This is a genomic window from Nocardiopsis lambiniae, assembly GCF_031845465.1.
GTDB lineage: Bacteria > Actinomycetota > Actinomycetes > Streptosporangiales > Streptosporangiaceae > Nocardiopsis > Nocardiopsis lambiniae.
The window spans coordinates 26,191-41,236 of the sequence record NZ_JAVREP010000014.1; the positions used below are offsets into that span (position 1 = coordinate 26,191).

Below are 15,046 nucleotides of genomic sequence, written 5' to 3' on the forward strand. Positions count from 1 at the left end.
TGCGGACACGGAAGTATCGACGCGAGTCGGCGGACGCCCGGGCCGAGGGCGTGCTCCACACGGAACGGATCCCGAGGAACCCGAGAGGGGCACCATGGACATGACCCTGCCACAACGGCTCTACCTGCTCAGCTACGACATCGACGGGAACCGGTTCGACCCCGTCAGCACCCCCTACCGGGGGCACCTGCTGCGCGCCGCGGCGCTGACCGAGCTGATCATCGGCGGCCTGCTCCGCGACAACGGCGGCAGGGCCGAGCGCACCGGCCGAACGCCGGACGACCCGTTCCTGGCCGACGTGCTGTCCGGTCTGTCCCCGAACGAACCGGGCCATTGGATCAACGCCGTCCCGGACCGGGAGTGGAAGGCCGAGACGACCGTTCGCGAGCAGCTCCTCGCGAACGGGTCGATCACCGTGGTCCGAGGCCGGGTGCTGGGGATCTTCCCCTCCCGCAAGGTCACCCTCGACCACCCCGAACGGGTCCGTCTGCTGCGCGAGCGCACGCGCGACGCGGTCCTCGCGGGCCGTGAGGCGGCCTCGGTCCCCATCGAGGACGCGGCTCTGGCCGCGATCGCGGTCGAGGGGGACGTCTGGACGGTGTTCACGCCGGCGGAGCGTCAGCGGCACCGGGCCGAGGTCAAGGCGCTCCGCGAACGTTTCGAGGCCGAGGTCCCCGGGATGCTCAACGCGATCCTCACGGCGGTCGTGAACCGCAGGGCCGGCACCTCCTAGCCGTACCGACCCGACACCACGCCACGCCGGATCCCGGCGGGGCGATCGACGAGATCCAGAGAACAGGGAGTCCACCGTCATGTCCACGGATCACCCCGCCCGTCCGCAGAACCACGACGCCGTCGGCGACGCCTCCCCGGTGCGACCGGGGTGGACCGAGATCGTGGTCGGCCTGCTCGCACTGTCGATCACCGTGGTCGCGCTCGTCCCCCTCGGGCCGGCCGGCCCCCTGGACCCGGACCCGGTGACGTTCGGGCTCATCACGGCCGCCTGGTCGGGCATCGCCGGGCTCGTCGGCTTCGCCGCGGCCTGGGCGGTGCGCGTCCGCTCGCTCGGCGCCTTCGGAATTCGTCGCACCACGTGGCGCTGGATGCTCATCGGCGCGGGGTGGGGCGTGATCGCGCTCGTCGTGAAGGGCGCCGTGATCCTCGCCATCACCGCGCTGACCGGATTCGACGAGGACCCCCAGGGCATGTACTACGACGCGGCCGGCGGAGGCGGGCTCGCCCTGGTCCTGACCATCCTGTTCCTGGCCGTGCTGACCCCCATCGGCGAGGAGTTCCTCTTCCGCGGTGTCGTCACCAACGCCTTGTTGCGCTACGGGCCGGTCGTCGGGGTCCTCGGCGGCTCGGCGATCTTCGCCGTCTTCCACGGCGTCAACATCATCCTGCCCGCCGCGTTCGTGGTGGGCGTCATCGCCGCCGAGGTGATGCGCCGCAGCGGTTCGGTCTGGCCCGCGGTGGCCGTCCACTCCGTCAACAACCTCGCCCTGCCCCTGCTGGTGCTCTTCACCGGATTCACCGGCCCGGCCTGACCCACCGACGGACGCCGACCCGGCGGAGGCGGGCCGGTGGGACCCGCCCCCGGGGCGTCGGCGTGACCGACGAACGGGCGAGGCCGCGGGGAGGGGTGCCGCGGCGGCGTCCGGTGCCGGTGGGTCAGAGGGATCCGCTCGGTGCGCGGGCGGCCACCGGTACGGGGTCCCGCCACGAGGCGGACAGGGCCTTGCGGTCGGCGACCGACCAGGGCAGCGCGATCCCGTCGCTGTCGGCCACCTCGTGCGGTGACAGATCGGCGATGCCGGGAACGTGCGCGTGCGCCGCGAAGGCCGCGCGGACGTAGCGGTGACCCGTGTCCGGAGCGAGGAACACCACGGTGCGCCCCGCCGTGCGCCCGCCCTCCCACCCGGCGGCCAGGTAGGCCGCTCCGGCGGACAGCCCGGCGAACACGCCGCTGTCCCTCAGCAGTGCCACCGCGCCTGCCCGCGCGTACTCGAACGAGACCCAGTGGATCCGGTCGTACAGTTCGTGGCGCACGTTGCGGAACTCGATCGAGCTGCCGATACCGGCGATGATCATGTCGGGGTCGGCGGTGTGCTCGGCATTGAAGGTGACGCTGCCGAAGGGCTGGATGCCGACCAGCTCCACGTCCCGTCCCGCCGCCCGCAGGTAGCAGCCCAGGGCGCCGGTCGAGGAGCCGGTGCCCACACCGCTGACGATGGTCAGCGGCCCGGTCGGCACCTCTCGGTCGAGCTGTTCGGCCACCTCGCGGTAACCGACGTAGTGGATCGCGTCATGGTACTGGCGCATCCAGTGGAATCCGGGGTTCTCCAGCAGCAGCCTCCCGACCCGCTCGACCCGCCGGTTCTGGTCCAGCATCAGGTCGTCCGACGGCGGCATCTGTTCGAGGGTCGCGCCCAGGACCTCCAGCTGTACCCGCAACGTCTCGTCCACCGTGCTGGAACCCACGATGTGGCAGCGCATCCCGTACCGGTGGCAGGCCAGCGCGAGGGCCAGTGCGTAGATGCCGCTGGAGCTGTCCACCAGTGTGTCGCCGGGGCGCACCGCCCCCGTGTCCAGCAGATGACGCACGGCGCCCAAGGCCGAGCGCACCTTCATCACCTCGAACCGCAGGCAGACCAGGTCGGGGGCGAGCCGGATGCAATCGGGGTCCGCGATGGCGTCCGCGTAGTGCTCGTGCACGGTGCTCAGTCCTCCCCACCGGGACGACCGCCCGGGCGGCGCAGGGCGAACAGATAGGTCTGCACGTCATCGCCGGGCCAGTCCTCGACGTGCACGACCTCGGCGTCGAACCCGGCCCGCAGGCCCAGCGCCACGATGTCGCGCAGCGGTGCGGTGTTCGACAGGATCAGGTACACCACCCCGCCGGCGGCGAGCAGGTCCCGGGCCACCAACTGGTCGAAGAACCGGGTCGCGATGTCACGCCCCAGGCACAGGTTGCGCACGATCTCCGGATCGTCCGACAGTGGCAGTTCGATGGCCGGCGGGTTGAACGTGACGACGTCCACCTGCTCCCCGCCGGGGAATCCCTCCCACACGTCGGTCACGAGTGGGACCAGCGGTGGACCGTCCGCGCCGACGATCCGCTCGTAGTGCCGGGTGGTGGTGCGCACGCTCTCCGGATGCACGTCCAGCGCGTAGACGACGCTCGCGCCACGGACTCCGGCCACCACGGCCTCCACGCCCAGGCCCGCACCCATGGCGGCGTAGCGCAGACCGGCGACCGGCAGCGTCCCGTCGAGCAACCGGGTGTGCACCAGCCGGCTGGTCTCACCCGGGTGGAACACACCCGGAGGCAGGTCGAAGTGCCAGCCGTTCCAGGTGTAGGCGCGGTGCTCGTGGATGGCCCGGCCGGGGTTGTTGATCGCCCGGATCTCCTCGGCGGACAGCGTCTGTGGCAGCAATCCGTGCAGCTCCCAGCCGGTGGCGGCGCCCGGTCGGACCGGTGTGCCGGTCCTGTGGGCCGGAGAGGACGGTGAATGCACGGTCGTTTTCCCTTCGGTCGATCACCGAGGCCGCCCGTGATCCGACGCGCCCCGCGTTCGCACTGCCCATCCCGCCGACACCCGCGCCGAGGGCGATGGGCGATGACTTGATGAAAACGATTATCAGTATTAGCACACGGAACGCAGGCGGTGAATACACACATGGTCACCACACCGGCACCGTCCGCTACTCACGACCGGCTGCCAGGGGCGATGTCGACCCTGCCTCCCCGTTTCCCGAAACCCCTCCGGACGGGGTGCTCCCCGGGGTCGGCCCCGGCCCCGAAGGCCCGCGATCCGCCGTGCGACGGTCCACGGCGTTCGCCCCGATGGTGCCGCGCCGGCCACCGGTGACGACCGCGCGGCTGTGGTGGCCCGACTGGACACCGGGACGGGAACGTCGCGGGCATCGCCGCCGAAGGCGCGTCATCGTCCACCTCCGCCCGGAGGACCCTCCTCTCCCTGGTGACGCGTCGACGGAGTGGAGGAGCGCGCGTGGGTCTCGGGCGGCCCGGGCCGCCCGAGACCCACGGCCCGTGTCAGCCGCCCGGGGTGGCGGTGCGGACCGGCTGTCTGAGGATGGTGCGCAGTTTCTCCGGGGCGACCTTGCGGAAGTCACTGAGGTAGATCTCGTGGTGTTTGCCGGTCATGCTCAGCCCGTGGTCCGGGATGAACGCGTGGTGCATCCGCGTGAGCACATCCGCCTCGTCGTCGAACGAGCCGACGTGCAACGTCTGCGCGCAACGGCCCTCGGACAGCGACTCCAACCGGAGGTCGTCCAGGCGCGCGGGCCGGTTCTTCGCCCCGGCGCTCTCGACGGCCGCGGCGAACATGTCCTGGTCGGCCCAGTCCGGGACCATGATCATCAGCGTCCAGTCCCATAGCGACTTGTCGCGCGCCGCCGTGAAGGCGTCCATGTCCTCGGCCCACCACAGGGCTTCCAGTGGCATGACGACGTGGTCGCGTCCGAGTTCCCGCTTGCCGGCGAACTTGAGCTTGTAGGCCACCGGGTAGAGCGTCTCGATCGCCTCGGCGAAGGCGGGGGTGTTGGGATCCCCGTGGCCGTCGATCATGAGGTACCGCAGCTTCGGGACCTCCACGATCCGGAACAGGCCCTGTTTCGCCTGATAGGCGTCGAGGGTCTTCTTGAAATCGATCTTCTCGGTCATTCGGGCACCCGGGCTCGGACTGCGAGCCACGACCTTTCCGCCTCCAAGAGGCTCAGCGAATACGAGAACACCTCACGCGCCGCCGTCTCCAGGGGCGCCTGCGCGCGTTCGGCCTCCCGGATCACGGCGATGCGCTCCTCCACCCGGGCCAGCCTGACGCGCAGGGCACCGACGTACTCCTCCTCGGAGAGCAGCGGCAGGTTGGCGATGCCCACCAGCAGCGGGTGCGGGACCGGCCGCGGCTCCTCGATGAGGGCGAGCGCACCGCGCTCGGCGACCCGCCTTCCTTCGGGGGTGGCGTGGAACACCCGGCGGGACTTCGCCCCGCCGGCGGCCTCCGGGACGTGGACCAGGCCCCGCTTCTCCAACTTGGTGAGCAGGTAGTAGATCGAGGAGAACCCGATGTCCGTCCACTGGCGGATGCCGCGTCGCTCTATGACCTGTTCCAGGTCGTAACCGTGCCGGGGGTGTTCGATGACCAGGCCCAGGAGGGTGAGTTCGGCGGGTGTCAGCTGCATGACGCTATTCTAGCACTAGAATATGACGCCGGGGGACACGCCCCGAGCGGTCACGTCGGGGCGGGACCACGGGGCTCGGGCCGCACCGGATCCACTGCGCCCGCCGGCCACGGAGCCCCCCGCGCGCGGAACACGCCGCGACCCGAGAGGGCGACCCACCGGGGACCCACCCGAAACCGACACCCGAAGGTGACCCAGATCACATTCACGCCCTGTCAGGGATCCGGACACCGTCTCGTTCAGGGGGCGAGCGAACAGACAGGGAGAAGAACATGCGACACCGCATCATCGTCCTCGGAGCCGGATACGCGGGTGCCTCCTCCGCCGGACGCCTCGCGCGTCGTCTCCATCCCTCCGACGTCGAGATCACCGTCGTCAACGCCGAGCCCGACTTCGTCGAGCGGATGCGCCTGCATCAGCTCGCCACCGGCCGGGAACCGCGCCGACACGGGCTGGCGGAGATGTTCGCGGGAACGGGGATCCGGCTGCGGTCGGCACGTGTCACCGCCATCGACGCCGACCGGCGGACCGTCACCGTGACCGACGGCGAGGACACCGACCGGCTGGCATACGACACCCTCCTCTACGCGCTCGGCAGCACCGCCGCGGACCACGGGGTCCCGGGTGTGCGCGAGCACGGCTTCCACGTCGCGGACCGGCCCTCGGCGCTGCGCCTGCGGCGGCGTCTGGAGGAGCTGGGCGAGAACGGGACGGTGCTGGTCGTCGGCGGCAACCTGACCGCGATCGAGGTCGCCACCGAGATCGCCGAATCCCGCCCCGGGCTACGGGTGGCCCTCGCCACCAGCGGCGAACCGGGCGGCTGGATGGGCTCGAAGGCCCGCCGCCACCTGATGCGCGCCTTCGAGCGGTTCGGCGTCGACGTCCACGAGAACACCACCGTCACACGGGTCGAGGCGACCGGCGCCATCGCCGCCGACGGCGCCTCCCTGGCCGCCGACGCGGTCGTATGGGCGGCCGGTTTCGCCGCCCACCCCATCGCCGGCGACGGCGGACTCCACGTCGAGGACGACGGCCGGATCACGGTCGACCGCATGATGCGGTCGGTCTCGCACCCGGAGGTCTACGCCGCCGGTGACGGTGTCCACGTCATCGGCGACAACGGGCGGACGCTGCCGATGTCCTGCGCTTCGGCGGGGTTCACCGGGATGCAGGCCACGGCGGCGATCGTGGGGGACCTGACCGGCCGCGGGATCCCGGAGAGGCCGCTGGCGTACTTCGGCAACTGCGTCAGCCTCGGGCGCGGGGACGGGATCTTCCAGGTGGTCGACGGCGAGGCGCGATCGAGGCCCTGGTCCCTGCGCGGCCGGACGGCCGCGTTCGTCAAGGCGTTCGTGCTCCGGGGCACCGCGTGGAACATGAGGAACCCGACCTACGGGCTGCCGACCCGCAGGTACCGCCTGGCCGCCGCGCCCGTCCGCTCGACCGAGGCGGTCGCCGACTAACGTGGCCCTCATGGACGCCGTCGCCGTGGAGCTGTTCGAGGCCAACCGGGGCCGGTTGGCCTCGCTCGCCTACCGTCTCCTCGGCTCGGCCGCCGACGCCGAGGACGCCGTGCAGGACGCGTTCCTGCGCTGGCAGTCCGCCGACCGGGGCCGCATCGAGGTGCCCGAGGCGTGGCTGACCACGGTGGTCACCAACCTGTCCCTCGACCGGCTCCGCTCGGCGAGGACGCGACGCGAACGCGCGGTCGGCGCCTGGCTGCCCGAGCCCCTCCTCGACGGCGACCCGATGCTGGGCCCGGCCGACACCGTCGAGCAACGTGAATCGGTCACCCTGGCGATGCTGATGCTCATGGAACGCCTCTCGCCGGTCGAGCGGGCCGTCTACGTGCTGCGCGAGGCCTTCTCCTACAGCCACGCCGAGATCGCCGGGATCCTCGACATCACCGAGTCCGCGAGCCAACAGCACGCCCACCGGGCCCGGCGCCGGGTCGCCGCCGAGCGCAAGCGCGACGAGGTCGATCGTGTCACCGCCCGCCGCATCGTCGAGGCGTTCGTCGACGCCGCCTCCTCGGGTCGCACCGAACGGCTGGTGGCCTTGCTGGCCGACGACGCGATAGCGATCACCGACGGCGCCGGGCTGGCCCGGAAACCGTTGTGGTACTCGACCCCCGAGCGGATCGCCGTCGTCGCGCGGGCCGGTTTCACGTCGACTCCGGCGAAGCGGAGGCTGATCGGCGGGTCCCCCTCGATCCACGCCGGCCTGGTCAACGGGTCCCCCGCCGTGATCGCCGTGTTCGAGGAGCGGGTGCTGGGCACGGTGGTCCTGGACGTGCGCGACGGCAGGATCGCGGCCGTGCGCGGCATCGCCGCCCCGCACCGTCTCGGCCGCCTCACGCAGGAGTGGCGTCGGCGGGAGCACGACGCCCCCCTCATCGAAGCGTGGTGAGGGCACGGACCCTTCGCCTTCGGTGACAGCGCCGGAGCGCGACCGGTCCCTGGCGGACGCACGCGCCGGGGGCGGGCCCGGCCGTGGCCGGGCCCGCTCCGGGTATCGGGATCAGAGGGTACGGAGCGTGGCGAAGAAGGCGCGGATGTCGCCGACGACGACCTCGGGGACCTCCAGGGCGGCGAAGTGTCCCCCCTTCTCGAAGCGGTTCCAGTGGACGATGTTCGTGTTGTCGCGTTCGGCGAAGACCCGGATGGTCTGGAAGTCGTCGGCGAAGACGGCGACCCCGGTGGGCGCGTGGTTCACCTGCGGCTCCTCCTGGGCCCGCGCGTTCTCGAAGTAGCCGTGGCCCATGCCGGAGGCGGCGTTCGCGAACCAGTTCACGCTCACCTCCAGGAGGATCTTCTCCAGGGGCACGAGCGAGGTGCCGTTGCCGAAGGAGTTGAACAGCTCGCTGTAGGCGAGCAGCCCCACCGGAGAGTCGCTGAGGCCGACCGCGACGGTCTGGGGGCGGGAGGCGTTCATGGTGTTGTAGCCGCCCACGGACTGGAACCACCGCATGTGCGCCAGGCCGGCGTGGTCCCGCGGCTCCAGGCGCTCGAACTCGGCGGGGTCGCCCGAGGGGAACGAGAAGAGCTGGAGGACGTGCAGGCCGAGGAAGCCCTCGGGGTTCGACAGGCCGAGTTCGCGGGCGACCATCGCGCCGTTGTCGGAACCGTGCACACCGTAGGACTCGTAGCCGAGTCGGCGCATCAGGGTGTCGTAGGCGGCGGCGACGCGGGAGGTGGTCCAGCCGGCGGTGAGCGGCTGGGAGAAGCCGTATCCGGGGGCGTCCGGGATCACGAGGTGGAAGGCGTCCTCGGCGCGACCGCCGTGGGCGACCGGGTCGATGAGCGCGTCGATGAGGTCGAGGTGGTCGACCGAGGAACCCGGGTAGGTGTGCGCGAGCAGCAGCGGCGTGGCCTCGGGGTGGGGCGAGCGCACGTGCATGAAGTGGATCGTCTGTCCGTCGATCCCGGTCGTGAAGTGCGGTACGGAGTTGATGCGCGCCTCGGCCGCGCGCCAGTCGAAGTCGAGCCAGGCGGTGACCGCCTCGCGCAGGTAGGAGTCGGGGGTCCCGGCCTCCCAGCCGTCGATCGGGGAGGGCTGGGGCAGGCGGGTGCGGGCGAGGCGCTCGCGGAGGTCGTCGAGTTCGGCGTCCAGGACGGTGACGGTGAAGGGGCGGATCTCGGTGGAAGCGTCGCTGTTCGTCATGTCTTCGACTGTAGGGTTCCATTAGGAAGATATCGTTCCTCATGGATCGCGTGAGTTCGGAAGAGTTCGAAAGGGGCGCCCGGGTGCCCGATGCCGCCGCCAGGCTCCTGTCCCTGCTGTCCCTGTTGCAGTCGCGACCCGACTGGCCGGGTCGCGAACTCGCCGAACGCCTGGGGGTCAGCGGACGCACCATCCGCAACGACGTCGAACGGCTCCGAGAACTCGGCTACCCGGTGGACGCGACCCGGGGGTCCGCGGGCGGGTACCGGCTCGGGGCGGGCGGCAGGATGCCGCCGCTGCTGCTGGACGACGAGGAGGCCGTCGCCGTGGCCGTGGGGCTCCGCGTCGCGTCGGGGGTCTCCGGTGTGGCCGAGGCGGGTGGCCGTGCGCTCGCCAAGCTCGAACAGGTGCTGCCCGGACGTCTGCGTCCGACCGTGGAGGCGCTGCACGGCACGATCGAGCGCGCGCCCGAGAACACCGACACCGACGCACCCGACCCCGAGGTCGACGCGTCCGTGCTGCGGACGGTGGCGACCGCCGTTCGCGACGTCGAGTGGCTGCGCTTCGACCACGAGGGCGAGGACGTGCCGCGGCTCGTCGAACCGTATCGGCTGCTCAGCTGGCAGCGCCGCTGGTACCTTGTCGCGCGCGACCCGCACGACGGCGGGTGGGGCACCTACCGCGTCGACCGCATGACGCCGCGGATGCGGACCGGGCGGCGTTTCGAGCCGGTCCCCCCGCCCGGTGGCGATCACACGGCCTTCGCCATGCGCACGATCGCGGCGCACGGCTGGAAGGCGCACGCGAGGTTGCACGTCGACGCGCCCGCCGACGAGGTGCTCGCCCGTATCAATCCGGCGGTCGGGGTGGTCGAGCCGATCGATGAGGCGAGTTCGGTGCTCGTCACCGGTGCCGACAGCCTCGACACCATCGCCGTGTACGCGGGCATGCTCGGCATGGACTTCACCGTGGAGTCGCCGGCCGAACTGGTGCCGCTGTTGCACGCGCTCTCCGAGCGGTACGCGCGATCGGTGGCGGGCTCGGAGCCGTGATGCCGGGGCCACCGGGCGGCCCGGTACCGCCGTGCCGGGCGGACCGCCCGAACGGTACGCGCGACAGCGCCGAGGTCCGACCGGACGTCCTCCGGAGCGGCCCCGGCCCGTCGGCCGTACGAGAGATGTGGGTATGTTCGTGGCGCGCGGGACCCCACCCCCACCGACCCCCCGACGCCTTCGGAGGCCGCGATGACCCCCCTGCTGTGGCTGGGCGCCCTGGGCGCCTGGACGTTCGTCGTCGTCTTCTCGATCGACGGGTGGACCCGGCCCGGGTACCACCCGGTCCGACACCCGGTCAGCGCGTTGGCGCTGGGGCCGCGGGGCCGGTTGCAGACGGCGAACTTCGTCCTGTGCGGCGCGGCGATCACCGCCGGGGCGGTCGCGGTGGCCGGAGCCCTGGACAGCGGGGTGCTCGCCCTCGCCATCGGGGTCTTCGGCCTGGCGCTGATCGCGTCGGGCGTGTTCCCCATGGACCCGATGCGGGGCTACCCGCCGGGCACCCCCGACGGCACTCCGACGGAGGTGTCCGGGCGCCATGAGCTGCACGACCGGGCGGGGGCGGTCGTCTTCCTCTCACTGCCGGTCGCGGCGGTCATCGCTGCGTTCGCGGTTCCCGACCTCGTGTGGAAGTGGTACTCCGGGCTGACCGGGATCGTCACGCTCGCCTTGTTCTTCGCGTTCGGGCAGGCCTGGGAGAAGGACTCCCCGCGCACCGGCCTCCTCCAGCGCGCGACGATCGTCGTCGGCTGGCTCTGGCTCGGCCTGCTGTTCGCGTACGCGGCCCGCTAGCGTCCGGACGGTCACTCGTACTCCGTGCCGCCCTTGCGGGTGAGGTAGTCGTCGGAGACGAACTTGGCGATCGCGCGCCCGCCCAGGACCTCGGAGTGGCGCTCGCGGGCGGGCCGGACCACGAGGCCCTCCCGCAGGTGCTCGCCACGACCGCTCCAGGTCTCCTCGCCCCGGGCCGCGGCCGACAGCGCCGTCCGGTCGTAGGGCCCGTGGTAGAGCTCGGGCACCGCGGGCAGGCCCACCTCCTTCAGGAGGCCGGGCAGGTCCGCGGCGTCGACCCAGGTCACGGCGCCGTCGACGTCCAGGCGGATGTCGAACACCGCGTAGCCGGGTCGGTCACTGCGGCCCTTCTCGCCGTACCCCAGGTCCTGCACACCGGTGCCGAACACCTCGCCGAACACGCCCACCCGGGCGGCGCCGAAGCGCTCGGCCACCCTGCGCGCGGCCTCGGGGACCCGGTGGGCCGTCACCGTGCGCCAGTACAGGTTGTCCTGCGCGCGGACCAGCACCAGGTTGCGCGACCCGTGCCCCTTGGACGAGACCAGCTCCTCCCCCGTCTCCGCGACCAGCGTGAACAGGCAGGCCGTGCCGTGGATCTTCTCGGTCGCCACGACCGGCTCCCCCGGCGCGAAGACGTCGGGGTGGCGCTTGATGTTCTCCACCTCGATCCACCGCAACAGGTCCGGGGCCCCGACGATCTCACCGCTCATGTGCAGCGGGACCTCGGGCACCCACTTGGTGACACCGAGCTCGGCGGCGAAGTCCGTGCCGGCCTCCTGGGCCGCCGCCAGGTCGCGGTCGGCCAGCGCCCGGGGGCGGCAGACGATGCCCTGGGACAGCTCTCCGCGCAGCCGGATGGCCTTGACCCGGTCGCGACGGGAGCCGGCGAGCTTTCCGGTCAGGCCGAGTTCGTCGATGAGGTCGTCGGGCAGGAGCGCGCCCTCGGGGATGTAGAGGGCCCGGTCACCGGTGCGGTAGGCGCCCTTGGCCACGACCGCGCGGAAGAGACCGACCTGCGCCAGCTCCAACGCGTCGGCGTTGGGGTGGGGGTGGATCGTGAGCCGCTCGGCGGTGACCCGAAGGGTGGACATGGCACTTCCTTCGTGCGGTGGGGGAAGCGCCCGAGGCGGCGCTTCGACGACCCGGCCCACTATGGCCGAGGGCGCGTCCGGGCCGCCAACGACTTTTCCGCCGCGCGGCACGGGGGCCGTACCCCGGGCGGTACGCCGGAAGCCGGCCCGACCGTCATGGTCGGACCGGCTTCCGGGTACGGGTGTCACACCCCCTGGGAGGGGATCAGACCAGGTCGAAGCGGTCCAGCTCCATCACCTTGGTCCACGCGGCGACGAAGTCCGCGACGAACTTCTCCTTCGCGTCGTCGGAGGCGTAGACCTCGGCCAGGGCGCGCAGCTCGGAGTTGGAGCCGAACACCAGGTCGACACGGCTGCCGGTCCACTTGACCGCGCCGGACTCGTCCTTGGCCTCGAACGTCTGCGACGTCTCGGAGGTCTCGCCGGTCGGGGTCCAGGTGGTACCCAGGTCGAGCAGGTTGACGAAGAAGTCGTTCGTCAGGGTGCCCGGCCGGTCGGTGAGGACGCCGACCCCGGAGCCGTCGTAGTTGGCGCCCAGCGCACGCAGGCCGCCGACCAGGACGGTCGTCTCCGGAGCGCTCAGGCCCAGCAGGTTGGCCTTGTCGAGGAGCAGGTACTCGGCCGGGAGGCGGTTGCCCTCGCCGTAGTAGTTGCGGAAGCCGTCGGCGACCGGTTCGAGGTAGGTGAACGCCTCGACGTCCGTCTGCTCGACGGTGGCGTCCACACGGCCCGGGGTGAAGGGCACGACGACGTCCTGGCCTGCGGCCTTGGCGGCCTGCTCCACACCGACACCGCCGGCGAGCACGATCAGGTCGGCGAGCGACACCTTCTTCGCGGAGGAGGCGTTGAACTTCTCGGCGATGCCTTCGAGGACGCCCAGGACGTTGCGCAGTTCGGCCGGGTTGTTGACCTCCCAGCCGATCTGCGGCTCCAGGCGGACGCGGGCGCCGTTGGCGCCGCCGCGCTTGTCGCTGTCGCGGTAGGTCGAGGCCGAGGCCCACGCCGCGGACACGAGCTGGGAGACGCCCAGGCCGGACTCGGCGATCTTCGCCTTCAGCTCGGCGATCTCCGCCTCACCGATGACCTCGCCCTCCTGCTCGGGGAGCGGGTCCTGCCAGATCAGCGTCTCCTCCGGGACCTCCGGGCCGAGGTAGCGCGTCTTCGGGCCCATGTCGCGGTGGGTCAGCTTGTACCAGGCGCGGGCGAACGCGTCCGCGAACTGCTCGGGGTTCTCGTAGAAGCGGCGCGAGATCTGCTCGTAGACCGGGTCGAAGCGCAGCGACAGGTCGGTCGTGAGCATCGTCGGCTTGTGCTTCTTGGCCGGGTCGTGGGCGTCGGGGATGATCTCCTCGGCGTCCTTGGCGATCCACTGGTGGGCGCCGGCCGGGCTCTTGGTGAGCTCGTACTCGAACTCGAAGAGGTTCTTGAAGAAGCCGTGGCTCCACTGGGCGGGCGTGGTCGTCCAGGTGACTTCGAGGCCCGAGGTGATGGTGTCGGCGCCCTTGCCGGTGCCGTGGTTGTTCTTCCAGCCCAGGCCCTGCGACTCCAGGCCGGCGGCCTCCGGGTCGGCCTCGACGTTGGTGTCGGGGGCCGCGCCGTGGGTCTTGCCGAAGGTGTGGCCGCCGGCGATGAGGGCGACGGTCTCCTCGTCGTTCATGCCCATGCGGCCGAAGGTGTCGCGGATGTCGTGGGCTGCCGCGAGCGGGTCCGGGTTGCCGTTGGGGCCCTCGGGGTTGACGTAGATGAGGCCCATCTGGACGGCGGCCAGCGGCTTCTCCAGCTCACGGTCGCCGCTGTAGCGCTTGTCGTCGAGCCAGGTGCTCTCGGGACCCCAGTAGACGTCCTCGTCGGCCTCCCAGACGTCCTCGCGTCCGCCTCCGAAACCGAAGGTCTCGAAGCCCATGGATTCGAGCGCGACGTTGCCGGAGAGGATGAGGAGGTCGGCCCAGGAGATGTTCTGGCCGTACTTCTTCTTGACCGGCCACAGCAGGCGCCGGGCCTTGTCGAGGTTGGCGTTGTCCGGCCAGCTGTTGAGCGGGGCGAACCGCTGCTGGCCGGCGCTGCCGCCGCCGCGGCCGTCGAACAGTCGGTAGGTGCCCGCGCTGTGCCAGGACATGCGGATGACGAGCGGGCCGTAGTGCCCGAAGTCGGCCGGCCACCAGTCCTGGGAGGTGGTGAGGACCTCGGCGATGTCCGCCTTCACGGCGTCCAGGTCCAGCGCCTTGAACGCCTCCGCGTAGTCGAAGCCCTCACCGAGGGGGTTCGCCACGGCCGGGTTCTTGGCCAGGATCTTCAGGTTGAGCCGGTTCGGCCACCACTCGCGGTTGCCGCCGCCCTGGGTGGGGTGCGGAGCGCGGTCGTGCGCGACGGGGCATCCTCCCGAGGCCTCCGTGTTCGGGGTGGGAGTGACTACCTCGTTGTTTTCGGACATCGATTTCCTTCCGGAACGGGGAAGAGTTGGACCCGGTGAGTCGGGTGCGGCTCTGGAACGATTCAGGAACCGTGGCTGCCGGAGCAGTCGGGGCACAGTCCCCAATAGACGACCTCGGCCTCGTCGATCGAGAAGCCGTGGTCGGTGGAAGCGGTGAGGCACGGCGCGTGGCCGACGGCGCAGTCGACATCCGCTATGGCACCGCAGGTCCGGCACACGACGTGGTGGTGGTTGTCACCGATCCGCGTCTCGTAACGGGCCACGGAGCCCTGTGGCTGGATGCGCCGCACCAGACCCGCGCCGGTCAACGCCTTGAGCACGTCGTAGACGGCCTGGCCGGACACCGTGCCGATCTGCCCGCGGACGATGTCGATGATCGACTCCGTGTCCGTGTGCGGGTTGTCGTGCACGGCGGCGAGTACCGCCATCCGCGGACTCGTCACCCGCAGAGCGGACTCGCGCAGCATTCGCTCGAAATCCGAAGGGGTTGGCATGCCTCGAAGTCTGCCGTCTTTTCTGGAACAAGTCAAGTTATGTGATCGATCAACCTTAACCGGGGTCCGGGCCGGACCGGAACCCCGTTCCGGACCGAGGGGGTTCCGGCCGTGGGGGAACGAGCGGGGCGGTGGCGTCGTCGCGGCGTCCGGGACGCGCCGGGCCGGGGCGCGCGCCGGTGGCGGGCCGCCCCTCACCCGCGGGTCCGGACGACGCCTCGGAGGAAAAGGGCCGGTGTGCGGCATCGTTCACGCGGTCGGACCCGACCGTCTTCCGGGCGCGGGCCGGGGCCTCCTCCGGGAGAGGTGAGGAACGTA

At 71.4% G+C, this 15,046-nt stretch carries 14 protein-coding genes; 6 read left to right on the forward strand and 8 right to left on the reverse strand.

What is annotated here, in order from left to right:
• Nucleotides 1–100: 100 nt before the first annotated feature.
• Together RM479_RS19510 and RM479_RS19515 are read left to right on the forward strand one after the other, a co-directional pair.
• Nucleotides 101–733, forward strand: a complete 633-nt coding sequence (locus RM479_RS19510) for a GOLPH3/VPS74 family protein (protein WP_311513156.1) — start codon at nucleotides 101–103, stop codon at nucleotides 731–733.
• A gap of 79 nt (nucleotides 734–812) precedes the next feature.
• The gene (locus tag RM479_RS19515) at nucleotides 813–1,547 is read left to right on the forward strand and encodes a CPBP family intramembrane glutamic endopeptidase (RefSeq protein WP_311513157.1); all 735 of its coding nucleotides are present in this window, start codon (nucleotides 813–815) and stop codon (nucleotides 1,545–1,547) included.
• 124 nt (nucleotides 1,548–1,671) lie between these two features.
• On the opposite strand, the gene RM479_RS19520 is transcribed toward RM479_RS19515, so the two are convergent.
• The 4 genes from RM479_RS19520 to RM479_RS19535 all read right to left on the reverse strand — a co-directional run bounded on the left by RM479_RS19520 (nucleotide 1,672) and on the right by RM479_RS19535 (nucleotide 5,205).
• The gene (locus tag RM479_RS19520; RefSeq protein ID WP_311513158.1) at nucleotides 1,672–2,715 is read right to left on the reverse strand and encodes a pyridoxal-phosphate dependent enzyme; all 1,044 of its coding nucleotides are present in this window, start codon (nucleotides 2,713–2,715) and stop codon (nucleotides 1,672–1,674) included.
• Between the two features lie 5 nt (nucleotides 2,716–2,720).
• Nucleotides 2,721–3,518: a class I SAM-dependent methyltransferase gene (locus RM479_RS19525; RefSeq protein ID WP_311513159.1), complete on the reverse strand. Its 798-nt coding sequence runs from the start codon at nucleotides 3,516–3,518 to the stop codon at nucleotides 2,721–2,723.
• Between the two features lie 539 nt (nucleotides 3,519–4,057).
• Nucleotides 4,058–4,687 carry a GyrI-like domain-containing protein gene (locus RM479_RS19530; RefSeq protein ID WP_311513160.1) on the reverse strand — a complete coding sequence of 210 codons (630 nt, stop codon included), beginning with the start codon at nucleotides 4,685–4,687 and terminating at the stop codon, nucleotides 4,058–4,060.
• Nucleotides 4,684–5,205, reverse strand: coding sequence for a PadR family transcriptional regulator (locus RM479_RS19535; protein ID WP_311513161.1), 522 nt, complete (start codon nucleotides 5,203–5,205; stop codon nucleotides 4,684–4,686). The genes RM479_RS19530 and RM479_RS19535 overlap by 4 nt, the downstream gene beginning before the upstream one ends.
• A 272-nt stretch (nucleotides 5,206–5,477) precedes the next feature.
• Between RM479_RS19535 and RM479_RS19540 the strand changes: the two genes are divergently transcribed.
• Together RM479_RS19540 and sigJ are read left to right on the forward strand one after the other, a co-directional pair.
• On the forward strand, nucleotides 5,478–6,668 hold the full coding sequence (locus tag RM479_RS19540; protein ID WP_311513162.1) for an NAD(P)/FAD-dependent oxidoreductase: 1,191 nt from the start codon (nucleotides 5,478–5,480) through the stop codon (nucleotides 6,666–6,668).
• 10 nt (nucleotides 6,669–6,678) lie between these two features.
• Entirely contained in the window at nucleotides 6,679–7,614 is a 936-nt protein-coding gene (gene sigJ, locus RM479_RS19545) for an RNA polymerase sigma factor SigJ (RefSeq protein ID WP_311513163.1), read from the forward strand.
• A gap of 111 nt (nucleotides 7,615–7,725) precedes the next feature.
• On the opposite strand, the gene RM479_RS19550 is transcribed toward sigJ, so the two are convergent.
• Complete coding sequence (locus tag RM479_RS19550) at nucleotides 7,726–8,868, reverse strand: epoxide hydrolase family protein (protein ID WP_311513164.1); 1,143 nt, start codon at nucleotides 8,866–8,868, stop codon at nucleotides 7,726–7,728.
• Nucleotides 8,869–8,951: 83 nt separating this feature from the next.
• On the opposite strand from RM479_RS19550, the gene RM479_RS19555 reads away from it, so the two are divergent.
• Nucleotides 8,952–9,920: a helix-turn-helix transcriptional regulator gene (locus RM479_RS19555; RefSeq protein ID WP_311513165.1), complete on the forward strand. Its 969-nt coding sequence runs from the start codon at nucleotides 8,952–8,954 to the stop codon at nucleotides 9,918–9,920.
• A 192-nt stretch (nucleotides 9,921–10,112) separates the two neighbouring features.
• On the forward strand, nucleotides 10,113–10,712 hold the full coding sequence (locus RM479_RS19560; protein WP_311513166.1) for a DUF998 domain-containing protein: 600 nt from the start codon (nucleotides 10,113–10,115) through the stop codon (nucleotides 10,710–10,712).
• 11 nt (nucleotides 10,713–10,723) lie between these two features.
• Here RM479_RS19560 and RM479_RS19565 read toward each other — a convergent pair whose 3' ends face one another.
• From RM479_RS19565 to RM479_RS19575, 3 genes are all read right to left on the reverse strand, one after another.
• Nucleotides 10,724–11,803 carry an RNA ligase (ATP) gene (locus RM479_RS19565; protein WP_311513167.1) on the reverse strand — a complete coding sequence of 360 codons (1,080 nt, stop codon included), beginning with the start codon at nucleotides 11,801–11,803 and terminating at the stop codon, nucleotides 10,724–10,726.
• 205 nt (nucleotides 11,804–12,008) lie between these two features.
• A complete protein-coding gene (gene katG, locus RM479_RS19570) occupies nucleotides 12,009–14,234 on the reverse strand; it encodes a catalase/peroxidase HPI (protein WP_311513168.1) in 2,226 nt (741 codons plus the stop codon).
• Between the two features lie 62 nt (nucleotides 14,235–14,296).
• Nucleotides 14,297–14,728 carry a Fur family transcriptional regulator gene (locus tag RM479_RS19575; RefSeq protein ID WP_274808930.1) on the reverse strand — a complete coding sequence of 144 codons (432 nt, stop codon included), beginning with the start codon at nucleotides 14,726–14,728 and terminating at the stop codon, nucleotides 14,297–14,299.
• Nucleotides 14,729–15,046: the final 318 nt, after the last annotated feature.